This window comes from Streptomyces sp. NPDC020958, from assembly GCF_055562175.1.
Genome location: NZ_JBVHFU010000005.1, coordinates 65,539 through 86,871 on the forward strand (window position 1 = coordinate 65,539; position 21,333 = coordinate 86,871).

A 21,333-nucleotide genomic window follows, 5' to 3' on the forward strand; every position below is an offset into this window, starting at 1 on the left:
CTCCAAGTCGATTGTCGGAGGTGGGGGTTGGCGAGGACTGCTGACGCCGCCGTCACGCGTAGTCGGTCGCCGGCACGGTGGCGTAACGGCCCATCACCTGAACGGTCGCCTGCGGGGTCAGCTCCCGGCCGCCGGCGATCATGTCCCGCAGGTCGCGGAAGTACTGCACGTACAGGTCGGGCGTGAAGGTGTTGAGCATCACCGCCGGTTCGTCGCCGAGGTTGGCGAAGGTGTGCGGGGCCCCGGGCGGGATCATCGCGAGGGTGCCGGCCGGTGCGGCATGTGTCGTCTCCCCGACGGTGAAGTGCACGGTGCCGGAGACCACGTAGAAGCCCTCGTCGTGCTGGGCGTGACGGTGCTGCGGGGGCCCTTCGGTATGCGGGGCGAGGGTGATCTCGGCCATGCCGAGACGGTGCCCGGTGGTGCTGCCGTCCTCGAGGATGCGGATCTGTGCCGGTCCCAGATGGATCGTCTCGCCGTCGTCCGGACCTACCACGGAAACCTTGGTCATCGCCATCTCCTTCGTGAGAGTTGACTCTCATGAAGGAGATTAGAGGGTTCGGCATCATCATGCAAGTGAACTCTTACGACGAGAGTGGCCAGTGATAAGGTGACGACGGATGGACGGACAGGAAAGGGGACGTACTGGTGGCAACGACGCAGGCGGAGACCGGCCGCACCAACCAGAAGAAGCGCACCCGTACAGCGATCGTCGAGGCCGCCCGTGAACTCATCGGCACGGGCGGCGAGGTGACCATGCCCGCCATCGCGCGCGCGGCCCTGGTCTCCGAGGCCACCGCATACCGCTACTTCCCCGACCTTCCCTCGCTGATCAGCGAGGCCCTGGCCGGCGCCTGGCCGCCCCCCGCCGAGGCGCTCGCACCGGTCGCCGACTCCACCGACCCCGTCGAACGGGTCGCCTTCGCCTGCGAGTTCCTGTTGCGCGGCATACTCCTCCGGCAGGGAGCGGTGCGCGCCATGATCGCGGCCACCATCACCCGCCCGGAGACGGCGACCGCCAGGCCCGGGGTCCGCTTCGGGTTGATCGACTTCGCGCTCCTCCCCCTGGAGGACACACTCGGGGTCACGGATCCGGAAGCCCTCGCCCAGCTCAAGCGGGACCTCGCCGTGGTCGTCGGCGCAGAAGCCCTCTTCTCCCTCACAGACCTGTGCGGCCTCACCCCCGACGACGCCATCGCCAGCGCGGTGCACACGGCGACCACTCTGACCGAAGCCGCACTGCGGACGACTGCGCGAGGGTGAGCCGAGCGCGGAGGTCTCTGAAGAGTTTCCGATAAAGCACAAGCCCCAGGCCACTGACCTGGGGCTTCGCTATGGAGCGGGTGACGAGAATCGAACTCGCGCTCTCAGCTTGGGAAGCGACGGCGCTTGGGGAGCTGGAAACCGTCTGACCTGCGTATGTGCTCTCTGACACGCCACCGGGGCGCGACAGACCGCACCGCCGTTGACCGTGCCTGACCGGTCTTATGGGCACGCGGTGGGCACGCCACCCGGCCAGAGGCCGAGGGGCCCCCGCGCAGCAGCCGAGAGGCATCCCGAGGCCGGGTGCGAGCGTCGGTCGCCAGAGGCCGGTGCGAAAGCGCACGCCTGGGAGGCCGGCTCGAACGATCAACAGTCGTTCAAATGTATGGATCGGCCCGATGTCCAACAGCTAGGTTGATCCGGCGCGATGCCGCTGACCACGGCATCCTCCGGCACCACAGTGCCTCGCATCAGAACACATGAACATGGGGGAATGCGTGAAAGCCAAATTGGCTTCGTTTGTCCTGCTCGGATCCGTGACTCTCGGAGCTGCCTCGGCGTAGGCCGACGCTTCCGGTGTCACCGACAGGACCACAACCTCATCACAGGCCAACACTGTTGACAGCACAACGGACGCGGGTGGAGACGCGGGGCAGCTTCTCCTCGCCTCCGATGAGCAGTATGTCCAGACCTTCGGAGCCGCCAAAGCAACCCAGCAGGGGCTCACTTACGAAACCGTAGCCGATTCGGACTCCGTGGCCGATTCCACAGCGGCGGACGACACGGACAAGGCCGTCGCCGCGGTCGACTCCGATGCCGGCGAAGGTGACACAGCGGCAGACGACGATGCCGCGAGCAGCCACTGGAGCGTGGTGAAGTTCGTGGCCCACGACAAGGACGGGCGCTACATCCCAACCCGTCAGGGAAACCGGTCCTTCGGCTGGGCCCATTTCTCCGGACCGCACAACATCCACAGCGAGAAAGTCATCAAGCCAGCGGTCAACGAGCATCCCGAGCGGGGAAGCACGAAGACCCGCAAGGTATACGGCGCGGTGCTGTACGACACCCTTGGGATCATTCTCGCCAAGGTCAAGGTCATTGCGCAGTACCACTGGGAGACCAGCGACCACAAGTACAAGCTCGCCGACACCGACGACAAGATCGGCGTGATCACGGCGTTCTGCCAGGGTGTCAACAAATGCCCGGACGCGTTGAACCGAGTATGACGGAGCACTCGATGGCGTGGGACGAGGCGGGCCTGTCCGGTCTGCAGGCGCAGCTGGCGCATGAAATGCTGAGCCGTGTCACAGCCTTCACGTTCGGACCGGACGTCCGGCTCGTCCGAGGTGTGATGACCTCCCCGGACCGACCCGACGCCAGCCGCGTCGTCCTCTGGGACGGCCGGCACCTCGACAACTCCGTCGCCTACGACGTGCCACTCACGGACCCCCAGGGCGGAAACATCCCCGCGGGGGACATCGCGGCCGCGCTGCGCGGCGTGGCGTCCGACTGGCCGGAACACGAGACCGAGAAGGCACCGCGCGACGCCTTCGGGATCCCAGTGATCGACGCATCCGCCCTCGTGCACGCCTTCGTCGCCGAGCCGCGATTCAAGGTCCCGGACGCACTGCACGCCGCCGCGGTCGCGTTCTCCCTCTCTCCAGAGCCGGAAGACCCTCCAGAACTGCGCCTACGCGGCTTCCTCTTCTTGGACCAGGCAACGTGCCGCCTCTACCTGGACACCCCCGAGTCACAGGACGCACCCCCGTTCGGCATCGACCTCCCCCTCCGGGACAAGAAACGTGCCGTCACGGTCGGCGTGACAGCGGTGCACACCGCGCTCCCGGTCCTCCTTCTCGGCGAGCTGGAACGCATGCGCAAGGACGTCCACGACCCCTACTGCCATACCGTCTACGACTTGGTGGACTGGCTCTCCGGCAGCTGACCGCACAGTGCCGGGAACCGCCTCGCGCGTATCGACCCCCGCTCCGGGAGCCCATCGGCTCCCGGAGCGGATGGGTCCACCAGGCGGCTGTGGCCACGCCAGAAGACAGCTCCGTCGACCCGGAAGATCAACGCCGGCACGGATCCGGCACGCGACAACCGATCACGATGCACAGCAAAAAACCTGCGCGTCCGGGTGCGCCTCGCCGAGCCGGAGCGGATGAACGGGCGGCGTGTACAGGGCGACACCAAGTCCGAGGCCGGAACCCGGACTGTGATTCTTCCCGCGTTCCTCCACCGGGAGCTCCGCTGGCATCTGGAGAGCTACGCCGAGCAAGGGCCCGATGGGCTGCTCTTCGTGGGTGAGAAAGGTGCTCCCTTCCGGCGCAGCACCTTCGGGCGGAGGTGGCGGAAGGCTCGGGAGATCGTCGGCATGCCCGAGGGCTTCCGGTTCTACGATCTCCGGCACACGGGGCACACGCTGTCCACGCGCTCAGGGGCCACGCTCAAGGACACCATGGTCCGGGCCGGGCAGTCCTCCGAGAAAGCCGCGCTGATCTATCAGCACTCCGACGACGAGCGGCAGGAGGAGGTCGCCGCCGGGCTGGACGCCACGGTCCGTAAGGCCCGGGCTGCTGCCGCGAAGAGAGCGCCTGAGAAGCCTTCTGGCACGAATCTGGCACGCGACAGCTGATCACGATGGACAGCAAAAAGGCCCGGGTCTCTGACCTGGGCCTTCTGCATGGAGCGGGTGACGAGAATCGAACTCGCGCTCTCAGCTTGGGAAGCTGATGTTCTACCATTAAACTACACCCGCGTAGAAACCGACCGGAGTCGGTGTCCGAACGCTCGCTCACTGTACCTCATGACAGACCCCCGGTGCTCGGACCGTGGAGTCCGTGTGTGTTCGGAGGCATGGGATCCGGCTGCGGGGGAACGGAGTTGGGGCGTACGGTGGGGCGCGGGAGCGGGTCTCGGCGAGGTCGGAGTGCCGCCTGGAGAGCCGTCCCTTTGATCCCGTAATGTGGCTTTCCGTCGTCACGGCAGTTGGCCCGACGCGGCTCCTGGGGAAGGGACTCAAGGGACTTGATGGAACGCACCGTCGTCCGCTGTGCCGAAGGGCACGTGTTCAGCACCACTTCGTTCCCGATGCAGCAGGCCGAGCGGCTCGGCCCCGGTCGGCTCGTCCGGTGCCCCAAGTGCGCCCGGCTGCGCAGCGTCGTACCGGTCGCTCTTGAGAAGCGGTAGCGAGTAGGAGAGGGAAACCCGCAGTCACACCGGCGCGTGGACTCGTCACGATTGTCGTGGGTCCGCGCGCCTTGCGTATCCTCGGGGCGTGCTTCTCTCAGACAAGGACATCCGGGCCGAGATCGACGCCGGGCGGGTACGGATCGATCCCTACGACGAAACCATGGTGCAGCCGTCCAGCATCGACGTCCGGCTTGACCGTTTCTTCCGGGTGTTCGAGAACCACCGGTACCCCCACATCGACCCCTCCGTCGAGCAGCCGGACCTCACCCGGCTCGTGGAGCCCGAGGGCGACGAACCCTTCATCCTCCACCCCGGCGAGTTCGTGCTGGCCTCCACGTACGAGGTCATCACCCTCCCCGACGACCTCGCCTCGCGCCTGGAGGGCAAGTCCTCGCTCGGGCGGCTCGGGCTCGTGACGCACTCCACCGCCGGGTTCATCGACCCGGGGTTCAGCGGGCACGTCACCCTCGAGCTGTCCAACCTCGCCACCCTCCCCATCAAGCTCTGGCCCGGCATGAAGATCGGGCAGCTGTGCATGTTCCGGCTCTCCTCCCCCGCCGAGCACTCCTACGGCAGCGAGCGCTACGGCTCCCGCTACCAGGGGCAGCGCGGACCCACCGCCTCCCGCTCCTACCTCAACTTCCATCGGACGCAGGTGTGAGGAACCGGACATGAGCAGCGATGGTCCCGTACGGGAGAACCTGACCTACGAGCGGTTCGGCGTCGCCGTGCGCGAGCTCGCGCAGACCATCGCCGACGACGGGTTCGAGCCCGACATAGTGCTGAGCATCGCCCGCGGCGGTGTCTTCGTCGCCGGCGGCCTCGCCTACGCCCTGAACTGCAAGAACTTGCACCTGGTCAACGTCGAGTTCTACACGGGCGTCGGGACCACCCTCGAGATGCCCGTCATGCTGGCGCCCGTCCCCAACCTCATCGACTTCAGCGACAAGAAGGTCCTCATCACGGACGACGTCGCCGACACCGGCAAGACGCTGAAGCTCGTCCGGGACTTCTGCCTCGACACGGTCGCCGAGGTCCGCTCCGCCGTGATCTACGAGAAGTCCCACTCTCTCGTGAAGTGCGAGTACGTGTGGAAGCGCACCGACGACTGGATCAACTTCCCGTGGTCTGTTTTGCCTCCGGTACACAAGTCGGGGACCGCCCCCAAGGAGAACAAGGAAGCACTCTGACCCGGACTGCCGGGCTTCCGCGCTGCCGGGCGCGTCGAGCAGGGCTGAGGTGACGCTGCCGCCCGCTGCGACGCGGAAAAGCCCCCGGAACTCGCCGCGATGACGGCGCCGGGGGCCCTTCCCTTGCTGGGGGACTCGCTCAGAACGTGCCCAGCTTCACGATCGACAGCAGTGCAATCAGCTGGATCGCCGACGCGCCCAGTGCCTTCGGCCACGGCAGGTCGTGGGACTTGCCGACCATCAGGGTGAGCAGGGCGCCCGCGGCGACCCAGGTGGCCCAGCCGAGGATCTGCACGAAGCCCGCGTCACCGCCGAAGAACATGGCGAACAGGAGGCGCGGGGCGTCCGTGACCGACATGATCAGCATGGACAGGCCCACCGTCGGCTGCCAGGCACCGTCGCCGCCCAGCTGGCGGGCGAGGGTGTGGGTCACCACACCGAGGACGAAGGACGAGAGCACCATCGCGACCGCCGTCACCAGGACGATCGGGATCGCGTTGGAGAGGGTGGCGTTGATCGCGTCCGCGCGGGCGCCGTCGAAGCCGAAGACCGCGAGCAGGCCGTAGAGGAAGGTCACGATGAGGGCGGGGGCCCACATCGCGTAGTCCCGCATCTGGAGGAACGTCTGGTTCGGGGCCAGCACGATCCCCCTCAGCAGGTCCTTCCAGTGCAGCCGCGGGCCGATCGGGCCGGACTGCACGGCCGAACCGGCGTGGTAGGTCGCGCCCTGGGTGTAGCCCTCGGCCTCGTCGACCGAGAAGGCCTGGGTGTGACCCGGCTGGTTCGCCGCGTACGGGTCACGGGCACCGGCGCCCTGGCCGCCGCCGTACCCGTTGTATCCGCCGTACCCGTTGTCGTCGCCGAAGTACTCGGGGCCGTCGCCGCCCGCCTGCCCGGGACCGGGCTGCCCCGGGTGGCCGCCGCGCGCCTGCGGCCAGCCGGACCCGCCGCCGTGCTGCGGGTACGACGGCTGCGGGGGCCGCGGGGCCGACGGGGGCCCGTACGACGGCCCCGGCTGCCCCCCGTAGCCCTGGGGCGGCGCCTGCTGCCCGTACGCGGGTTGTTGCGGTCGCGCTTGCGGGGCACGGGTGTCCCGGCCGCCGCGTCCGATCCTGAATCCAGCCACGTCCTCGAACGTACCCGGTCCGGAAGGGTCGCGTGCGGGCTCGGCCGTCCGAGCCCGCCATTGCCGCAGACCTGTGACATCCCCTAAGGGGAACCCTCAGGGCCGAGCGACGCCGGTCGCCGCAGCTCAGCGGCCGACGCGGGCACGGAAGCGCCCGTCGTGCGGGCCGGCCCGCGGACCGAAGGGAGGGTCCCCGTCGCTCACGCTCTTCTGATCACCCGTGCGGCAAGATGCAGGCATGAGCGTAGTCAAGATCAACGTACTGGAAGTGCCGGCCGAGCAGCGGGAGACGCTGGAGAAGCGGTTCGCGTCGCGGGCGCACGCCGTGGAGAACTCGGACGGGTTCGAGTGGTTCGAGCTGCTGCGGCCGGTCGAGGGGACCGATCAGTACCTGGTGTACACGCGGTGGCGTGACGAGGAGTCCTTCCAGGCGTGGATGGAGGGGCCCATGAAGACGGCGCACCAGGGTGGTGGCAAGGAGGGCGGCGAGAAGCCGCAGCCGGCCGCTACGGGGTCGACTCTGTGGTCCTTCGAAGTGGTCCAGCAGGCTGAACCCAAGAACGCTTAGATCAGTTACGGCCTTCTCCACGCGACAGGGCGGCTCGCTCCGCTCCCGCGCGGCGGGGTACGCCGTGGCTGGGGTGGTCCGCTCCGGCCTTCGAGGTGGGCGCACGCCCGCAATGCGCCGCGATGGACGGAGCAGGATCCGACCCGGACATCCCCACTGAGCGCCCTTCACCTGAGTACGCGTACTCAGGTGAAGGGCAGGCGAGGTGCGGGACAGTGCTCCCGTTGCGGAAGACGAGCACGGGGGTGCGCAGTGAGCAGCGCGGGGGCAGCCGAACCGGTACCGGGGCCGCGGCGGCCGAGCGGGCGCACGCTGCGTGCCGCCGGAGTGGGGCTCGGCCTCATGGTGGCGCTGTTCCTCGCGGAGTGGCTGCTGGTCTCTTCCCCCGCCTGCCGGAACGCCCCCGGCTGGGGCTGCGTCGGGGTGGTCGTGCTGTGGGATGACGCCACCCCGTTCGTGCTGCTTGTCGTCGGGTGGCCGGTGTTGCGGATGCTGGGGGTGCGTCCGGCATGGCTCACCGCGCTGCTCGGCGTCGGTCTGAGCTGGTACCTGCTGCGGTATCTGACGGCGGTGGACCGCCTCCCCGCGCTACCGGGCGGCGTCAGCTGGGTCCGGTTCGCGCTGCCGACTGCCGCCTTCGCCCTCGCGGCGTGGTTCACCGCGTCTCTGCGCCCGTGGCTGCCGCGCGTGGCGACGGTGGTGGCGCTTGCGCTGGTGGTGCCGGTGAACACGTTCGTCGTCTCGCGGGTCGACGACAGCCGGCAGGAGGCGGCCTTGTCGGCGAGCTCGGTCCCGCTGCTGGGACCGCAGGTCCCCAGCGGCTACCACATCGAAGGTGTCGGGACCGAGACCCTCACCGCTCCCACCTTCTTCTACCGTCTTGCCCCCGACGGCCGGCAGGCGACCAGCATGGCGGAGCTGCATCGCGAGATCCAGGTCGTCGTCGCGCCCGTGCAGCCGCAGTTCACCCCACCGTCGCACTGCGCCGCGATCAACTCCACCTATCCCGTCCCAGCTCCCGCCTGTACCGCCGTCGCGCCGGACGTGTGGCGTTCGGGGAACTCGCAGTACGTCTCCTACTACATCCGGGTTGGCGACACGGTGGCGGACATCCAGGCGACCTCGCCGCCGGTGAGCGCGGCCGTGCTGACGTCGGTCGCCCGGAGCATGAGCGTCCGTCAGCCGTCCTACTTCACCGGAGGGTGAGGGGCTGTGTGCGATGCGGCCCTGCCGACGAGCTGCCGCCGTCGGCGAGGCCGTCGACGCCGTCACGCGCGGCAGCGATCGCTACCGCCTGGCTGGAGGCCCGGGGCGCGAAGCCCTGCGCAGGTGCCTCCTGAACGCGGACCGGCAGGAGACGTGGCGGCGCCTACGCGAAGAGGAGGCCAGTTCGTAGATGCCATGGACCACTTCCCGAGGGTTGAGGCAACGCTCCTTGCTGAGCAGCCGTCGTTGGCTGCTTCGACCTCTTCGACGTCCTCACGGGCACGCGCCGCAGCCGTGCGTTTCCGGGCACCGCAGGAGTTCTCCGGCGGGCCGCTCCCCGACGGCGGATCCGCACGGTCGGCCGGTGTGCCGCCCCCGGGATCGGCCGGGCGCTCGGGGCAGGCCGGGTGACGGTGCGGACGGTGGATGTCAGACTCCTCTTACGGGACGAGTCAGGACGAAACCTAAGGAACCGGTCATGGGTCTCGGCATCGGGCCTGCGGGCACGCGGCGCGGCTTCCTCGCCCGCACCTGCGTGACCGTCGCGGTCGGGGCCGGGCTGGTGCTCGGCGCCGCCTGCGGGGGCGACGGCGGGAGCGGCGGCGACCGGCTCAGCGTCGGCGTGCTGCTGCCGGGCGGCGGGGCCTCGCGGTTCGGGCAGTTCGACCGGCCGCTCATCGAGCAGGAGCTGAAGCGGCTGTGCCCGCACTGCCCGGCGCCGGTCGTCGCGGCCACCCCCGACGCCGACGTCCAGCAGCAACAGCTCCAGGCCCTGATCACCCGGGGCGTGAACGTCCTGGTCGTGGCCGCCATCGATCCCAAGGTGCTGCGCTCCTCGGTGGAGGCCGCGCACCGGGCCGGCATTCCGGTCGTCGCCTACGACCGGCTCGCCCAGGGCCCGATCTCCGGCTACGTCACCTTCGACGGCGAGACGGTCGGCCGGCTCCAGGGCCGGGCGCTGCTCACCGCCATGGGGAGGAAGGCGGACGGCGGCCAGATCGTCATGATGAACAGCGCCACCTCCGACCCGAACGCCGGCTGGTACGAGCGGGGCGCGCTCTCCGTCCTGCGGGGCAAGGTACGGATCGGCACGTCGTACGACACCGCGGGCTGGCGCCCGGAGAACGCCTACACGAACATGTCCGGTGCCATCGCCGCCCTGGGCGCCGGTCGTATCGACGGCGTCCTCGCCGCCAACGACAGCCTCGCCGGCGCGGTGATCTCGGCGCTGGACGCCAGTGCGGTCCGGCCGCTGCCCCCGGTGACCGGGCAGGACGCGGATCTGGCGGCCGTGCAGCGGATCGTGGCCGGCCGCCAGTACATGACCGTCTACAAGCCCTACCGGGCCGAGGCCGCGGCCGCCGTCCGGATGGCCGTCGCCCTGGGCCGCGGCGAGCCGGTCGCCTCCGTCGCCACCGGCACCGTGGCCGGCCCGACCACGAAGAAGATCCCGTCCGTGCTGCTGCCGTCGTACCCGGTGACAGCCGGCACGATCAAGGACACGCTGGTGAAGGACGGTATATACCGCATCGATCAGATATGTACGCCTAAACTCCGGTCCGCCTGCGCCAAGGCGGGACTCACCCGATGAGCCCGCCCCACGGGTGAGGGAGGTGGTGGCCCCGTGGTTCAGCCCCTGCTGGCGCTGCACGGCGTCTGCAAACGGTTCGCCGCCGTCGAGGCGCTGGTGGACGTCGACCTGGAGATCAGGGCCGGAGAGGTGGTCGCGCTGGTGGGAGGCAACGCCGCCGGGAAGTCCACGCTGGTCAAAGTGATCTCCGGGGTCGTGACCCCCGACAGGGGCGACATCGAGTGGGAGGGCCGCCCCGTCCAGATCAAACGTCCGCACGACGCCCGCGCCCTCGGCATCGCGACCGTCTACCAGGACCTCTCGATGTGCGGGAACCTCGACGTCGTCGGCAACCTCTTCCTCGGCCGGGAGATCCACCGCCACGGCCTCCTGGACGAGGTCGAGATGGAGCGCCGCGCCCGCGAGGTCCTGCGGATCCTGCCCCTGCACATCCCCGACGTACGGGCCCCGCTCGCCACCCTGACCGGCGGGCAGCGGCAGGTCGTGGCGATCACCCGGTCCTTCCTCAGCGAGCCCCGCCTGCTGCTCCTCGACGAACCCACCGCCTCGCTCGGCCTCGAACAGGCCAACCAGCTCCTCGACCTGATCGAGGACCTCCGCGACCGGGGCGCCGGGGTGCTGCTCATCAGCCACAACATGGGGGACATCAAGGCCGTCGCGGACCGGGTCGCCGTGCTGCGCCTCGGCCGCAACAACGGCCTCTTCAACGTGGGGACCACCTCCCAGGAACAGATCATCGGCGCCATCACGGGGGCGGCGGACCACTCCGGCCGGCCCCGCCGCCCGGCCGACTCCGAGGAGAGCTGGCCGTGACGGACGGGTACCGGGGCCGGCTCGCGGCGTACGCGGGCACGGCACGCCGGCAGCTGCGCGAGGGCGGCCTCGGGCCGGCCCCGGTGCTGCTCGCCCTCGCCGTGATCTGGGCGGTCTTCCAGAGCCTCAACGCCAACTTCCTCTCGCCGCGCAACCTGTCCGTGCTCAGCGTGGACATCGTGGGGACCGGGACGGTCGCCGTGGGGGTCGTCTTCGTCCTTCTGATCGGCGAACTCGATCTGTCGGTGGGTTCGCTGGCCGGGCTGTCGGGTGCCCTGTTCGCGACGCTGAACGTGAACCAGGGGATGCCGGAGTGGCTCGCCGTGCTCGTCGCGGTCGCGACGGGTGCCGCCGCCGGCGCCTTCCACGGGTTCGTGTACACCAAGACCGGGGTGCCCGCCTTCGTGGTGACCCTCGCGGGGCTGCTGACCTGGAACGGCCTGATGCTCTACCTGCTGGGCCCGGAGACCTCCATCGGCTTCAGCGGGGAAGGGCTGGTCGCCGCGCTGACCGGCCGGTATTTCGGCACCGCGGGCGCCACCTGGGGCCTGGCCGCGGTCGGCACGGCGTGCTACCTCGTCGCCGGCCTGCGCGACGGCAGGCGGCGCGCCGGCCTCGGGCTGCCGCACCGGCCGACGGGCGAGATCTGCGTCCGCAGCGCGCTGCTCGCCGTGGTCGCCTTCGCCGCCGCGTTCGTCCTGTCCCGCTTCGAGGGGCTGCCCCTCGCCCTCCTGGTCTTCCTCGTGGTCCTCGTGTGCTCGGACCTGTTGCTGCGCCGCACCTCGTACGGGCGGCAGGTGCTCGCCCTCGGCGGTGGCGCGGAGGCGGCCCTGCGCGCCGGGGTCTCGGTGGCGCGGGTACGGGTCTCGGTGTTCCTGGTGTCCGGGGCGCTGGCCGCGGTCGGCGGGCTGTTCGTCGCCTCCCGGCTCACCTCGGCGACCCCGGTGCCCGGCTCCGGCATGCTGCTGGTCAACGCGATCGCCGCCGCCGTCATCGGCGGTACCAGCCTCTTCGGGGGCCACGGCTCGACCTGGTCGGCGCTGCTGGGCGTCCTCGTCATCCAGTCGATCGCCTCGGGCATGGCGCTCCTGGGCGTCCAGCCCGCGGTCCAGTTCATGATCACCGGCGCCGTCCTGCTGATCGCGGTGGTCTCCGACGCCCTCACCCGCCCTGGAGCGACCCCCCGGGAACGGGCGTAGCGAGCACACGGCCGAGGTCATGCCTCTGACGATGTGCGAGGTGGGGAGCCGGGGGCGGCAGACTCGGGGCGTCGGTCCGGCGGCCGAGGTGGCGACGAGGGTCGGGGTTCGGGTGTGGTCCGGATCACGGGAAGGGGGTGGGGCGTGCCGGACAGCTCAGTGACGTGAGCACACATATGCGTACCCGGGTACGGGCCGGGGAGCCGAGCGCGTTCGCGGAGCTGTTCGACAGCTACTCGCGCGCCGTCTACAACCACGCCTTCCGGCTGACCGCCGACTGGTCGGTGGCCGAGGACGTGATGGCCGCGACCTTCCTGGAGGCGTGGCGGCTGCGCGACCGCGTCGACCCCGAGGGCGGTTCGCTGCGCCCCTGGCTGCTGGGCATCGCCACCAACACCGCCCGCAACCAGTTCCGCAGCAACCGCCGGTACCGGGCCGCCGCGAACGCCGCGGCGGCGGCACAGCTGTCGGTGCCCGACCACGCGGACGAGGTGGCCGACCGCGTCGACGACGGGCACCGCCTCGCCGCCGCCCTGACCGCCCTGAGCAGACTCCGCAGGCCCGAGCGCGAGGTCGTCACGCTCTGTCTGGGCGAGGGCCTCGACTACGAGGCGGCGGCGGAGGCGCTCGGCATCCCCGTCGGCACCGTGGCCTCCCGGCTCTCCCGCGCCCGCCGGAAGCTGCGTGACCTCACCGGTCCCGCGCCGGCCGGGCCACTGCCCGAAAAAACTCGCGGAATCCGGGAAGCCGGCCGCCGCTCCCGACAGACAAGAGGTGATCACACCCACGTGATCCGGCCCGCACAGGAAGGACGACGATGACCGTGCACACCTCCCGGAACCACCCGGCCGAGGGCGACGGCGGCGCCGAGCTGCTGTCCGCCACCGCGCGGGACCTGCCGCCGGGCCGCCACCAGTTCCACAAGGAGCGACTGATGGCCCAGATCCACGACATGCGGCAGACGGAGCGGACCACGCCCCCCGCACCGGAGCGGCGCCGCCGGTTTCCCCGTCCGGCGATCGCCCTGCCGCTGACGGCGGCCGGGCTCGCGGCGGCGGTCGTCGCCGGAGTGACCCTCACCGGCCACGACGGCAACGGCGTGCGGGACGCCGGCCCGGCCCTCACCACCACCGTCGGCGCGGCCACCACCAAGGGCGTCACCCGGCTGCTCGACCAGATCTCCCTGGCCGCCACCGAGACCTCGGCCTCCCGCCCCACCGTCCGGCCCGGCCAGTACATCTACATCGAGTCCAAGTCGGCCGACAGCTACGTCCGCACCGTCGACGGCACGTCCTCCCTGGCCGGCCACCCGCTGCACACGCGGCAGGTCTGGAAGTCCCCGGACGGCACCAAGGGCTGGCTGATCGACCCTGCCGTCAACAAGAGCCCCGAGGGCGAGACCCTGTCCCTCCCGGACGAGCAGGGCAACACCCCGAAGCCGTCCCTGAACGGCCCGTCGTACGACTACCTCACCAAGCTCACCACCGACCCCGACAAGCTGCTCGCCAAGATCTACAAGGAGACGAAGGGCCAGGGGAACTCCCCCGACCAGGAGGCGTTCACCACCATCGGCGACCTCCTCGGCGAGAGCTACCCGCCGGCGGAGCTGTACCCGGCGCTCTTCAAGGCCGCCGCGAAGATCCCCGGTGTCGTCGTGGTCGACGACGCGACGGACGCGGTGGGCCGGCACGGTGTGGCGGTGGCCCGGCTCGACGAGACCAGCGGACAGCGCGAGGAGTGGATCTTCGACAGCAAGAGCCACGTCTTCCTCGGTGAGCGCTCGGTCCAGGTGCGCAGGAACAGCGGCGCCGACGGTCTGATCACGCCCGGCACCGTCGTCTTCACCACCGCGATCCTCGAACGCACGGTCGTGGACGGCATCAGGCAGACCCCCGCCGCGACGTCCTGACCGCCGGAGGGGCCGTCCGCGGGGCAGGGGGACCGCTCGCCGGCGGTTGAGCGGACAAGGACACGGCGGGATCCTTGGAGCGGGTGCGGGTACCCGGACACCCGGAGGCACCATGGACGCACGCGTACCGGAGGACCTGGCGGTCGTGGTCGACGCCGGCGGGGCGGTCCTCGTGTGGAGCGCGGGCGCCCGGCAACTGCTCGGTTACGAAGCCACCGAGGTCGTCGGCCGGCCGGCCCGGTCCCTGCTCGCCGGGCGCCTGCCCCCGTCCGCGCGCCGCCACCTCGCCGCCGGGCACCGCTGGTCCACCGAGGTGGCGCTGCGGCACCGCGACGGCGACCGGGTCGTCGTACGCCTGCAGGGCACCCCGCTGACCGCCGGGGCCGACCGGCCGCTCTGGCTGGTCACCGGCGCGGCGCGGACGACCGTTTCCGGACGCGGCGAGGCGGGCGCGGCGGCCCTGTGGGACCTCACGCTGGCCCAGCTGCCGATGCCGGTGGCGATCTACGACCGGGACGCCCGGCTCGTCACCGCCAACGAGGCCATGACCCGCATCATGGGCCTGTCCGTCGCGGAGATGCGCGGCCTGACCCTGCGGGAGATCGAGGCCGGGCCGCCCTTCGACGAGTACGACCGGCTGCAGCGGGAGGTGCTGCGCACCGGCCGGACGGTCTTCCACGAGCAGCACGGCCAGGCGCCCGGCGAGACCCGCGAGCACGCCTGGTCGATGTTCTTCTCCCCGCTGAAGGACGAGACCGGCGCGGTGCAGGGCCTGTCCGCGGTCGTCTTCGACACCACCGAGCACTACTGGGCCCGCCGCCACCTGGCCGTCCTCAACGATGCGAGCGTGCGCATCGGCAGCACCCTGGACGTGGGGCGGACCGCCGACGAACTGGCGGAGGTGGCCGTCGGCCAGTTCGCCGACTACGTCACCGTCGACCTGCTGGAGTCCGTCGCCCTGGGCGACGAGCCGGAACCGCTGCCGCCGGGCCGGTCCCTGACCGTACGCCGTACCGCGCAGCGGTCGGTCCTGCCGGGCTGCCCGGAGTCGGCGGCCGCCCCGGGCGAGCCGGTCCACTACCCGGCGGACACGCCCCCGATGTGGGCCCTGACCGGCGGCCGGGCCACCCGCAACAGCCCCGGCGACCCCGGCATGCGGGAGTGGATCGCCGCCTCCCAGGCCCGCGCCGACGCCGTCGCCCGGCACATGATCCACTCGGTGCTGTTGGTGCCGTTGCGCGCCCGGGGCGTCACCCTGGGCCTGGTCCACTTCGTGCGGCACCGTACGCCCGAGTCCTTCACCGAGGACGACCAGCGGCTCGCGGAGGAGATCGTCGCGCGGGCCGCGGTGAGCGTGGACAACGCCCGCCGCTACACCCGCGAGCGCCGTACCGCCCTCGCGCTCCAGCGGAGTCTGCTGCCGGGGCCGCCGCCGGGCCTGGCGGCCACCGAGGTGGCGTACCGCTATCTGCCCTCGGGCTCGGGCACGGACGTCGGCGGCGACTGGTTCGACGTGATCCCGTTGTCCGGCGCCCGGGTCGCCCTGGTGGTCGGCGACGTGGTCGGCAACGGCGTCGGCGCGTCCGCGACGATGGGGCGCCTGCGTACGGCGGTACGGACCCTCGCGGACGTGGACCTGGCCCCCGACGAACTCCTGACCCAGCTGGACGACCTGGTCATCCGCCTCGACCCCGAGGAGACTCCGGTGTTCCCCGGCCGCCCGCAGACACCGCCGGTCGGGGCCGCCGGAGCCCCGGGGGGAGCCGGTGGAGTGGGGGCGGGTGAGGCGGGGGCGGCGCTGGGGGAGGTCGGTGCGACCTGTCTCTACGCCGTCTACGACCCGGTGAGCCGCCGCTGCACCATGGCCAGGGCCGGGCATCCGCCGCCGGCCCTGGTCACCCCCGACGGCCACGTGCGCTTCCTCGACCTCCCGGCCGGACCCCCGCTCGGCCTCGGCGGTCTCCCCTTCGAGTCCGTCGAGATGGCCCTGCCGGAGGGCAGCCTGCTCGCCCTCTACACCGACGGTCTGGTCGCGACCGCCGACCACGACATCGAGGTGGGCCTGAACCTGCTCCGCGGGGCCCTCGGCGGCCCGGCCATGCCCCTGGAGGACATGTGCGACCAGGTACTGCGCACGGTCCTGACCGACCGCCCCGCCGACGACATCGTGCTCCTCCTGGCCCGCACGTCCGCCCTCGACCCCGCGAAGGTCCGCACCTGGCAGCTCCCGCAGCACCCGGCGGCGGTCGCCGGGGCCCGCAAGATGGCCGGCGAGCAGCTGGCGGCCTGGGGGCTGACGGACGCGGCCTTCGCCACGGAACTGATCGTCAGCGAACTGGTCACCAACGCGGTCCGCTACGGCGAAGGCCCCATCGCCCTGCGCCTGATCCGCGACGCGTCCCTGATCTGCGAGGTGTCCGACGGCAGCAACACCGCCCCCCATCTGCGCCGCGCCCGGGTCTACGACGAGGGCGGCCGGGGCCTGCTCCTGGTCGCGCAGCTCTCGGAACGCTGGGGCACCCGCCAGACCCCCACCGGCAAGACGATCTGGGCGGAACAGACGCTCCCCGCGTCCCTGTGACCTACCGCGCCGGTGGCGGTTCCGGGCGCAGCGAGTCGACCGCGGCGGTCACCACGGCACTGGCGACGAACGTCCCCACCATCACCAGCATCACCCCCACCATGAACTGCCCGCTCGCGTCGTCCGACCAGTCGGCGTAGGCGGCGACGGTCAGGCCCACGGCGGTACCGCCGACGGCACCGGCCCGGTGTCCCCGGGCGGCGGCGCCCACCACCACCGCCAGCAGGGTCGTCCCGAGCCCCAGGACCTGCCACATCTCGTACGGCCCGCTCGTCGTCCCGTCGGCCCGCACGTCGTACCGCTGGTCCCACCCCAGCCACGCCGCCCAGGCCGCCACCGACATCGCGGCCTGCACCAGCACCGACACCACCGCCCGTGAAACGGGCCCGCGCATTCCCTCAGCCATACGCCCAGGATTCCGGCCGCCCTGAACCGCCGAACAGAGTGCGCGTACTCAGACCGGACCGAGTAGCTGCCCCGTCTCTCGATCAACTCTGCTAGTACCTGTGGATGTTCACTCACTCGGCGACAGGAGAGCGCCATGCCCGAGCAGTTCCCGCCCGTCGAACCGTACGCCCACGGGCTCCTGGAGGTCGGTCGGCGGCTCCTGGGGCTCCACCCTGATCCTCGCCTATGCCGAACGCCACCCCGAGCGGGTCTCGGAGATCGTCATCGCGGGTGTCACCATGACCCGGCCGGAGGAGACGGACTGGCTCTACCGCGGGGTCGGCCGTCTGCTCCCCGGCCCCTGGGAGGCCTTCCGCGACGCCCTGCCGGCCGCCGACCGCGACGGTGATCTCGTCGCCGCCTACGACAGGCTGCTGAACAGCCCTGACGACGCGGTCCGGGCCGCGGCCGTCCGCGCGTGGGCCACCTGGGAGGACGCGGTCATCGCCCACGAGACACTGGGCAATCCCGGTGCGTACAGCAACCGGCCCGACGACGCCCTGGTGGCCTTCGTCCGCATCTGCGCGCACTACTTCTCCCACGACGCCTGGCTCAAGGACGGTCAACTGCTGCGGGACGCCCACCGGTTGGCCGGTATCCCCGGGGTCCTGATCCACGGCCGTCTCGACATCGGGAGCCCGCTGAAGACGGCGTGGGAACTGGCCAGGGCCTGGCCCGACGCGGAACTCAAGGTGATCGACGACTCGGGCCACACCGGCAGCCCCACGATGCGGAACACGATCCTGGCGGCCCTCGCACGGTTCGGGGAGGGGTCGGGGGTGACGGAGAGCCGAGGGTGACGGGGATGACGGGGGGCGGGGTTGCACGCCGACGAGGCGTCGGGTCGATGCCCAGATCGAGGGAGTCGGCGGCAAGGAAGGACCTCGGGCGGGGGCGTCGAGTCCAGCTTCGAGCAGTGCTTCGAGTCGGCCTGCCGGAATAGCCGCCGTGCGGCCCCACGTTGTCCCGATCATGACGACGAACGCGCCACGCCCCGAGGTACTGCGCTACACCGCCTTCTCCAGCACCCCCGACGGCGGCAACCCCGCCGGGGTCGTACTGGACGCGACCGGCCTGGACGACGGCGACATGCTGGCCATCGCCGCCGAGCTCGGGTACTCGGAGTCCGCGTTCCTGACCGCGCCCCCGGAGGGCCTGGCCGACGGGGCGCAACGGGCCTACCGCATCCGTTACTTCAGCCCCAGGGCCGAGGTGCCGTTCTGCGGGCACGCCACGATCGCGACCGCCGTGGCCCTCGCCGAGCGGACGGGCCCCGGCGAGCTGGTGTTCGCCACCCCCGCCGGCACGGTCCCGGTGACGGTGACCGAGGAGGGCGGCGCGATCCGGGCCACGCTCACCAGCGTCGAGCCGCACACCGAGGAGATCTCCGCCGCCGACCTCACGGAGGCGCTGGCCGCGCTCGGCTGGCCGGCCGCCGATCTCGACCCCGCCTTCCCGCCCCGCGTCGCGTTCGCCGGCGCCCGCCATCTCGTGCTCGCGGCCGCGACCCGGGCCCGCCTCGCCGACCTCGCCTACGACTTCGCGCGCCTCGAAGCCCTGATGCACCGCCTGGACCTGACCACGGTCCAACTGGTGTGGCGGGCGTCGGCCACCGTCTTCCACGTCCGGGACCCCTTCCCGGTCGGCGGGGTCGTCGAGGACCCGGCGACCGGCGCCGCGGCCGCCGCGTTCGGCGCGTACGCCCGTGAGTTGGGCCTGGTGCCCGAGGACGCGGTCCTCACCCTGCACCAGGGCGAGGACCTGGGCCGCCCCGGCGAGCTCACGGTCACCCTGCGCGCGGACGACCCCCGCGTCCGGGTGAGCGGCACCGGCGCCCGCATCGGCTGAGGGCCGCCCCTGCCCCGTCCCGACAGCGGGACGGGGCACGAGTCACCTACCCGGTCACCAGCCCCAGGGCCGACGCCAGTTCCCGGTACGCCGGGAGGGGGTCGGTGTTGTCAGGGTGGACGAGTTGGAGGGCCACGTGGTCGGCGCCCGCGTCGAGGTGGGCCCGTAGGCCCTGCGCCACCTGGGCCGTGGTGCCGTGCAGGATCAGCGCGTCGAAGAGGCGGTCGCTGCCGCCGTTCGCGAAGTCGGTGTCATCGAAGCCCAGGCGGCGCAGGTTGCTGACGTAGTTGCCCAGCCCCAGGTACATGCCGAGCGTGGCGTCACCGATGGCGCGGGCCCGGGTACGGTCGGTCTCCAGGACCACCTTCTGCTCGGGGGCCAGCAGCGGTCCCGCACCCAGGGTCCCGCGCGCCTGCCGGGTGTGTTCGGGGGTGACGAGGTAGGGGTGCGCGGCCGCCGTGCGCGCGCCGGCCAGGCGCAGGACGCGGGGGCCGAGCGCCGCCAGCGCCCGGCGTGCCACCGGTACGCCACCTTCGTCGAGGACGTCCAGGTAGTCGTTCAGCGCCTGGTACGGCCGTACGAACTCCTTGGTCGCCTCGGGGTGTCCGGCGCCGACGCCCAGCAGGAAGCGGTCCGCGTGACGTTCGGCGATGCGCCGGTACGCGCGGGCGACCCGGTCCGCCGGGTTGGACCAGATGTTCACGATGCCGGTGGCGACCACCAGCCGTTGCGTGGCGTCGAGGAGACGTTCGACCACCGCCAGGTCCGGGTCGGTCACGTTGCCGAGCCAGAGGGTGCCGTAGCCGAGCCGTTCCACCTCGACGGCCACCTCGGGCCCGGCCTTCGTCGAGAGGCGCCAGACACCGACGGCACCAAGGTCGATCTTGTCCGTGATCTCGGTCATACGATGCACAACCGGAGCGTCCTGACGCGTATTCCGTCAGCCTGAACGATCACATCTCTGAATTTTCTTTACATCCATGAAACTTGACGCGCCCACAACACGCTTCTAGCTTCGCTTAGAAAGCGCTTACCGCGCCCTCCGGAATGCATCCGAACGGAGACAACGATGCACGTGAGACCAGTCATCACGGCCGTCGGCCTGGTCGCCGGCACGCTCGTGGCGTTGTCCGGCACGCCCGCACAGGCCGCGTCCACGGTGCTGTACGTGTCGCCGAGCGGCACCGACAGCGCGGCCGGCACCCAGTCCGCGCCGACCACGCTCACCTCCGCGATCAGCCGGATCGCCGCCGGCGGCACGATCTACGTGCGCGGCGGGACGTACAACTACTCCGCCACGGTGACCATCCCGGCCGGCTCCGACGGGACCGCCGGCGCCCGCACCACGCTCTCCGCCTACCCCGGCGAGACCCCGGTGTTCAACTTCTCCGCGCAGAGCGAGAGTTCGACCAACCGGGGCATCCAGCTGTTTGCCAACTACTGGCACCTGTACGGCCTGACGGTCGAGCACGCCGGTGACAACGGGATCTACGTCGGCGGCAGCAACAACGTCGTCGAGCGGACGGTCACCGCGTACAACCGGGACACCGGCCTCCAGCTCGGCCGGATCTCCGCCACCACACCCAGCAGCGCGTGGCCCGCGAACAACCTGATCGTCAGTTCCGAGTCGCACGACAACGAGGACAGCGGCGGCGAGAACGCGGACGGGTTCGCGTCGAAGCTGACCACCGGCACCGGGAACGTCTTCCGGTACGACGTCTCGCACAACAACATCGACGACGGCTGGGACCTGTACACGAAGACCGACACCGGCGCGATCGGCCCGGTCACCATCGAGTACTCGCTCTCCTACGGCAACGGCACCCTGACCGACGGCACGCAGAACGCCAACGGCGACCGCAATGGCTACAAGCTCGGCGGCGACGCCATCGCCGTCAACCACGTGGTGCGGCACGACATCGCGTACGGCAACGGGCACCACGGGTTCACCTACAACAGCAACCCCGGCACGATGGCCGTCTCGAACAACGTGGGCATCGACAACGCCGAGCGCAACTTCTCCTTCGACAAGGGCACCTCGGTGTTCCGCACCAACACCTCGTGCCGGTTCTCCGTCAGCGGCTCGAACGACAAGACCGTCGGCGACGTCGACAGCTCCAACCAGTTCTGGACGGGTACGAACGGCTCCCGCTGCTCCTCCTACGCGGGCGCCCTCGGCTGGTCCTTCGCCTCCAGCGGCAAGCTGAACGTCACCTTCGGCGGCAGCGTCGTGAACCCGTAGTCCGGCACCGCCCCGGGTGTCCACACCCTGTGGACACCCGGTCCGCCCGGGGGGCCGTCCCGATCGGTTCCGGCCAAGAATTTTCAAGCGAAGATTTGAACTGACCATAAGAAAGTCATTAGTGTCTGTTGCCCCGAACCTCTGCTCGGAAGGAG

The 21,333-nt window shown here is 71.0% G+C and carries 20 protein-coding genes, 1 tRNA gene and 2 pseudogenes; 18 read left to right on the forward strand and 5 right to left on the reverse strand.

All coding sequences use genetic code 11. The features are described 5' to 3' along the window. Positions 1-52: 52 nt before the first annotated feature. The gene (locus ACZ3KP_RS17280) at positions 53-511 is read right to left on the reverse strand and encodes a cupin domain-containing protein (RefSeq protein WP_467500401.1); all 459 of its coding nucleotides are present in this window, start codon (positions 509-511) and stop codon (positions 53-55) included. Between the two features lie 137 nt (positions 512-648). Here ACZ3KP_RS17280 and ACZ3KP_RS17285 point away from each other — a divergent pair, with 137 nt between their 5' ends. The 4 genes and pseudogenes from ACZ3KP_RS17285 to ACZ3KP_RS17300 all read left to right on the forward strand — a co-directional run. Continuing rightward, complete coding sequence (locus tag ACZ3KP_RS17285) at positions 649-1,263, forward strand: TetR/AcrR family transcriptional regulator (RefSeq protein WP_467500403.1); 615 nt, start codon at positions 649-651, stop codon at positions 1,261-1,263. A gap of 755 nt (positions 1,264-2,018) precedes the next feature. Beyond that, a complete protein-coding gene (locus tag ACZ3KP_RS17290; RefSeq protein WP_467500404.1) occupies positions 2,019-2,489 on the forward strand; it encodes a hypothetical protein in 471 nt (156 codons plus the stop codon). Positions 2,490-2,500: 11 nt separating this feature from the next. After that, positions 2,501-3,208: a hypothetical protein gene (locus ACZ3KP_RS17295; RefSeq protein ID WP_467500406.1), complete on the forward strand. Its 708-nt coding sequence runs from the start codon at positions 2,501-2,503 to the stop codon at positions 3,206-3,208. A gap of 180 nt (positions 3,209-3,388) precedes the next feature. After that, positions 3,389-3,901: pseudogene (locus ACZ3KP_RS17300) on the forward strand (tyrosine-type recombinase/integrase); the annotation flags it as partial. A 49-nt stretch (positions 3,902-3,950) separates the two neighbouring features. On the opposite strand, the gene ACZ3KP_RS17305 reads toward ACZ3KP_RS17300, so the two are convergent. Continuing rightward, positions 3,951-4,024 (reverse strand) — tRNA-Gly (locus ACZ3KP_RS17305). Between the two features lie 272 nt (positions 4,025-4,296). On the opposite strand from ACZ3KP_RS17305, the gene ACZ3KP_RS17310 reads away from it, so the two are divergent. From ACZ3KP_RS17310 to ACZ3KP_RS17320, 3 genes are all read left to right on the forward strand, one after another. Continuing rightward, positions 4,297-4,455 carry a hypothetical protein gene (locus ACZ3KP_RS17310; protein ID WP_358972071.1) on the forward strand — a complete coding sequence of 53 codons (159 nt, stop codon included), beginning with the start codon at positions 4,297-4,299 and terminating at the stop codon, positions 4,453-4,455. A gap of 88 nt (positions 4,456-4,543) precedes the next feature. Further along, the gene (dcd, locus tag ACZ3KP_RS17315) at positions 4,544-5,119 is read left to right on the forward strand and encodes a dCTP deaminase (RefSeq protein ID WP_123975552.1); all 576 of its coding nucleotides are present in this window, start codon (positions 4,544-4,546) and stop codon (positions 5,117-5,119) included. A 10-nt stretch (positions 5,120-5,129) separates the two neighbouring features. Beyond that, on the forward strand, positions 5,130-5,648 hold the full coding sequence (locus tag ACZ3KP_RS17320) for a phosphoribosyltransferase (RefSeq protein ID WP_358972068.1): 519 nt from the start codon (positions 5,130-5,132) through the stop codon (positions 5,646-5,648). Between the two features lie 139 nt (positions 5,649-5,787). Here ACZ3KP_RS17320 and ACZ3KP_RS17325 read toward each other — a convergent pair whose 3' ends face one another. Next, on the reverse strand, positions 5,788-6,774 hold the full coding sequence (locus ACZ3KP_RS17325; protein ID WP_467500411.1) for a Yip1 family protein: 987 nt from the start codon (positions 6,772-6,774) through the stop codon (positions 5,788-5,790). A gap of 238 nt (positions 6,775-7,012) precedes the next feature. Between ACZ3KP_RS17325 and ACZ3KP_RS17330 the strand changes: the two genes are divergently transcribed. The 8 genes from ACZ3KP_RS17330 (at position 7,013) to ACZ3KP_RS17365 (ending at position 16,641) form a co-directional block, all read left to right on the forward strand. After that, a complete protein-coding gene (locus ACZ3KP_RS17330; RefSeq protein ID WP_358972062.1) occupies positions 7,013-7,342 on the forward strand; it encodes an antibiotic biosynthesis monooxygenase family protein in 330 nt (109 codons plus the stop codon). Between the two features lie 252 nt (positions 7,343-7,594). Further along, positions 7,595-8,548, forward strand: coding sequence for a hypothetical protein (locus ACZ3KP_RS17335; RefSeq protein ID WP_467500413.1), 954 nt, complete (start codon positions 7,595-7,597; stop codon positions 8,546-8,548). Positions 8,549-9,026: 478 nt separating this feature from the next. Continuing rightward, the gene (locus ACZ3KP_RS17340; protein WP_467500415.1) at positions 9,027-10,139 is read left to right on the forward strand and encodes a sugar ABC transporter substrate-binding protein; all 1,113 of its coding nucleotides are present in this window, start codon (positions 9,027-9,029) and stop codon (positions 10,137-10,139) included. A 33-nt stretch (positions 10,140-10,172) separates the two neighbouring features. Beyond that, positions 10,173-10,952, forward strand: a complete 780-nt coding sequence (locus tag ACZ3KP_RS17345; protein ID WP_467500417.1) for an ATP-binding cassette domain-containing protein — start codon at positions 10,173-10,175, stop codon at positions 10,950-10,952. Further along, positions 10,943-12,151: a sugar ABC transporter permease gene (locus tag ACZ3KP_RS17350; RefSeq protein WP_467500947.1), complete on the forward strand. Its 1,209-nt coding sequence runs from the start codon at positions 10,943-10,945 to the stop codon at positions 12,149-12,151. The genes ACZ3KP_RS17345 and ACZ3KP_RS17350 overlap by 10 nt, the downstream gene beginning before the upstream one ends. Positions 12,152-12,315: 164 nt before the next feature. Continuing rightward, positions 12,316-12,972 (forward strand): RNA polymerase sigma factor, encoded by a 657-nt coding sequence (locus ACZ3KP_RS17355; protein WP_467500419.1) that lies wholly within the window; start codon positions 12,316-12,318, stop codon positions 12,970-12,972. Continuing rightward, positions 12,969-14,060, forward strand: coding sequence for a CU044_5270 family protein (locus ACZ3KP_RS17360; protein WP_467500421.1), 1,092 nt, complete (start codon positions 12,969-12,971; stop codon positions 14,058-14,060). Before ACZ3KP_RS17355 ends, ACZ3KP_RS17360 begins: the two co-directional genes overlap by 4 nt. A 112-nt stretch (positions 14,061-14,172) precedes the next feature. Next, entirely contained in the window at positions 14,173-16,641 is a 2,469-nt protein-coding gene (locus tag ACZ3KP_RS17365; protein WP_467500423.1) for a SpoIIE family protein phosphatase, read from the forward strand. A gap of 1 nt (position 16,642) precedes the next feature. Here ACZ3KP_RS17365 and ACZ3KP_RS17370 read toward each other — a convergent pair whose 3' ends face one another. Continuing rightward, entirely contained in the window at positions 16,643-17,047 is a 405-nt protein-coding gene (locus ACZ3KP_RS17370) for a hypothetical protein (RefSeq protein ID WP_467500425.1), read from the reverse strand. A gap of 181 nt (positions 17,048-17,228) precedes the next feature. Between ACZ3KP_RS17370 and ACZ3KP_RS17375 the strand changes: the two are divergent. Both ACZ3KP_RS17375 and ACZ3KP_RS17380 read left to right on the forward strand, forming a co-directional pair. Beyond that, positions 17,229-17,888, forward strand: a pseudogene (locus ACZ3KP_RS17375) (alpha/beta fold hydrolase); the annotation flags it as partial. A gap of 172 nt (positions 17,889-18,060) precedes the next feature. After that, positions 18,061-18,936 (forward strand): PhzF family phenazine biosynthesis protein, encoded by an 876-nt coding sequence (locus ACZ3KP_RS17380; protein WP_467500427.1) that lies wholly within the window; start codon positions 18,061-18,063, stop codon positions 18,934-18,936. 46 nt (positions 18,937-18,982) lie between these two features. Here ACZ3KP_RS17380 and ACZ3KP_RS17385 read toward each other — a convergent pair whose 3' ends face one another. Next, complete coding sequence (locus tag ACZ3KP_RS17385; protein WP_467500429.1) at positions 18,983-19,840, reverse strand: LLM class F420-dependent oxidoreductase; 858 nt, start codon at positions 19,838-19,840, stop codon at positions 18,983-18,985. A 147-nt stretch (positions 19,841-19,987) separates the two neighbouring features. Here ACZ3KP_RS17385 and ACZ3KP_RS17390 point away from each other — a divergent pair, with 147 nt between their 5' ends. Further along, a complete protein-coding gene (locus ACZ3KP_RS17390; protein ID WP_467500949.1) occupies positions 19,988-21,178 on the forward strand; it encodes a right-handed parallel beta-helix repeat-containing protein in 1,191 nt (396 codons plus the stop codon). Positions 21,179-21,333: the final 155 nt, after the last annotated feature.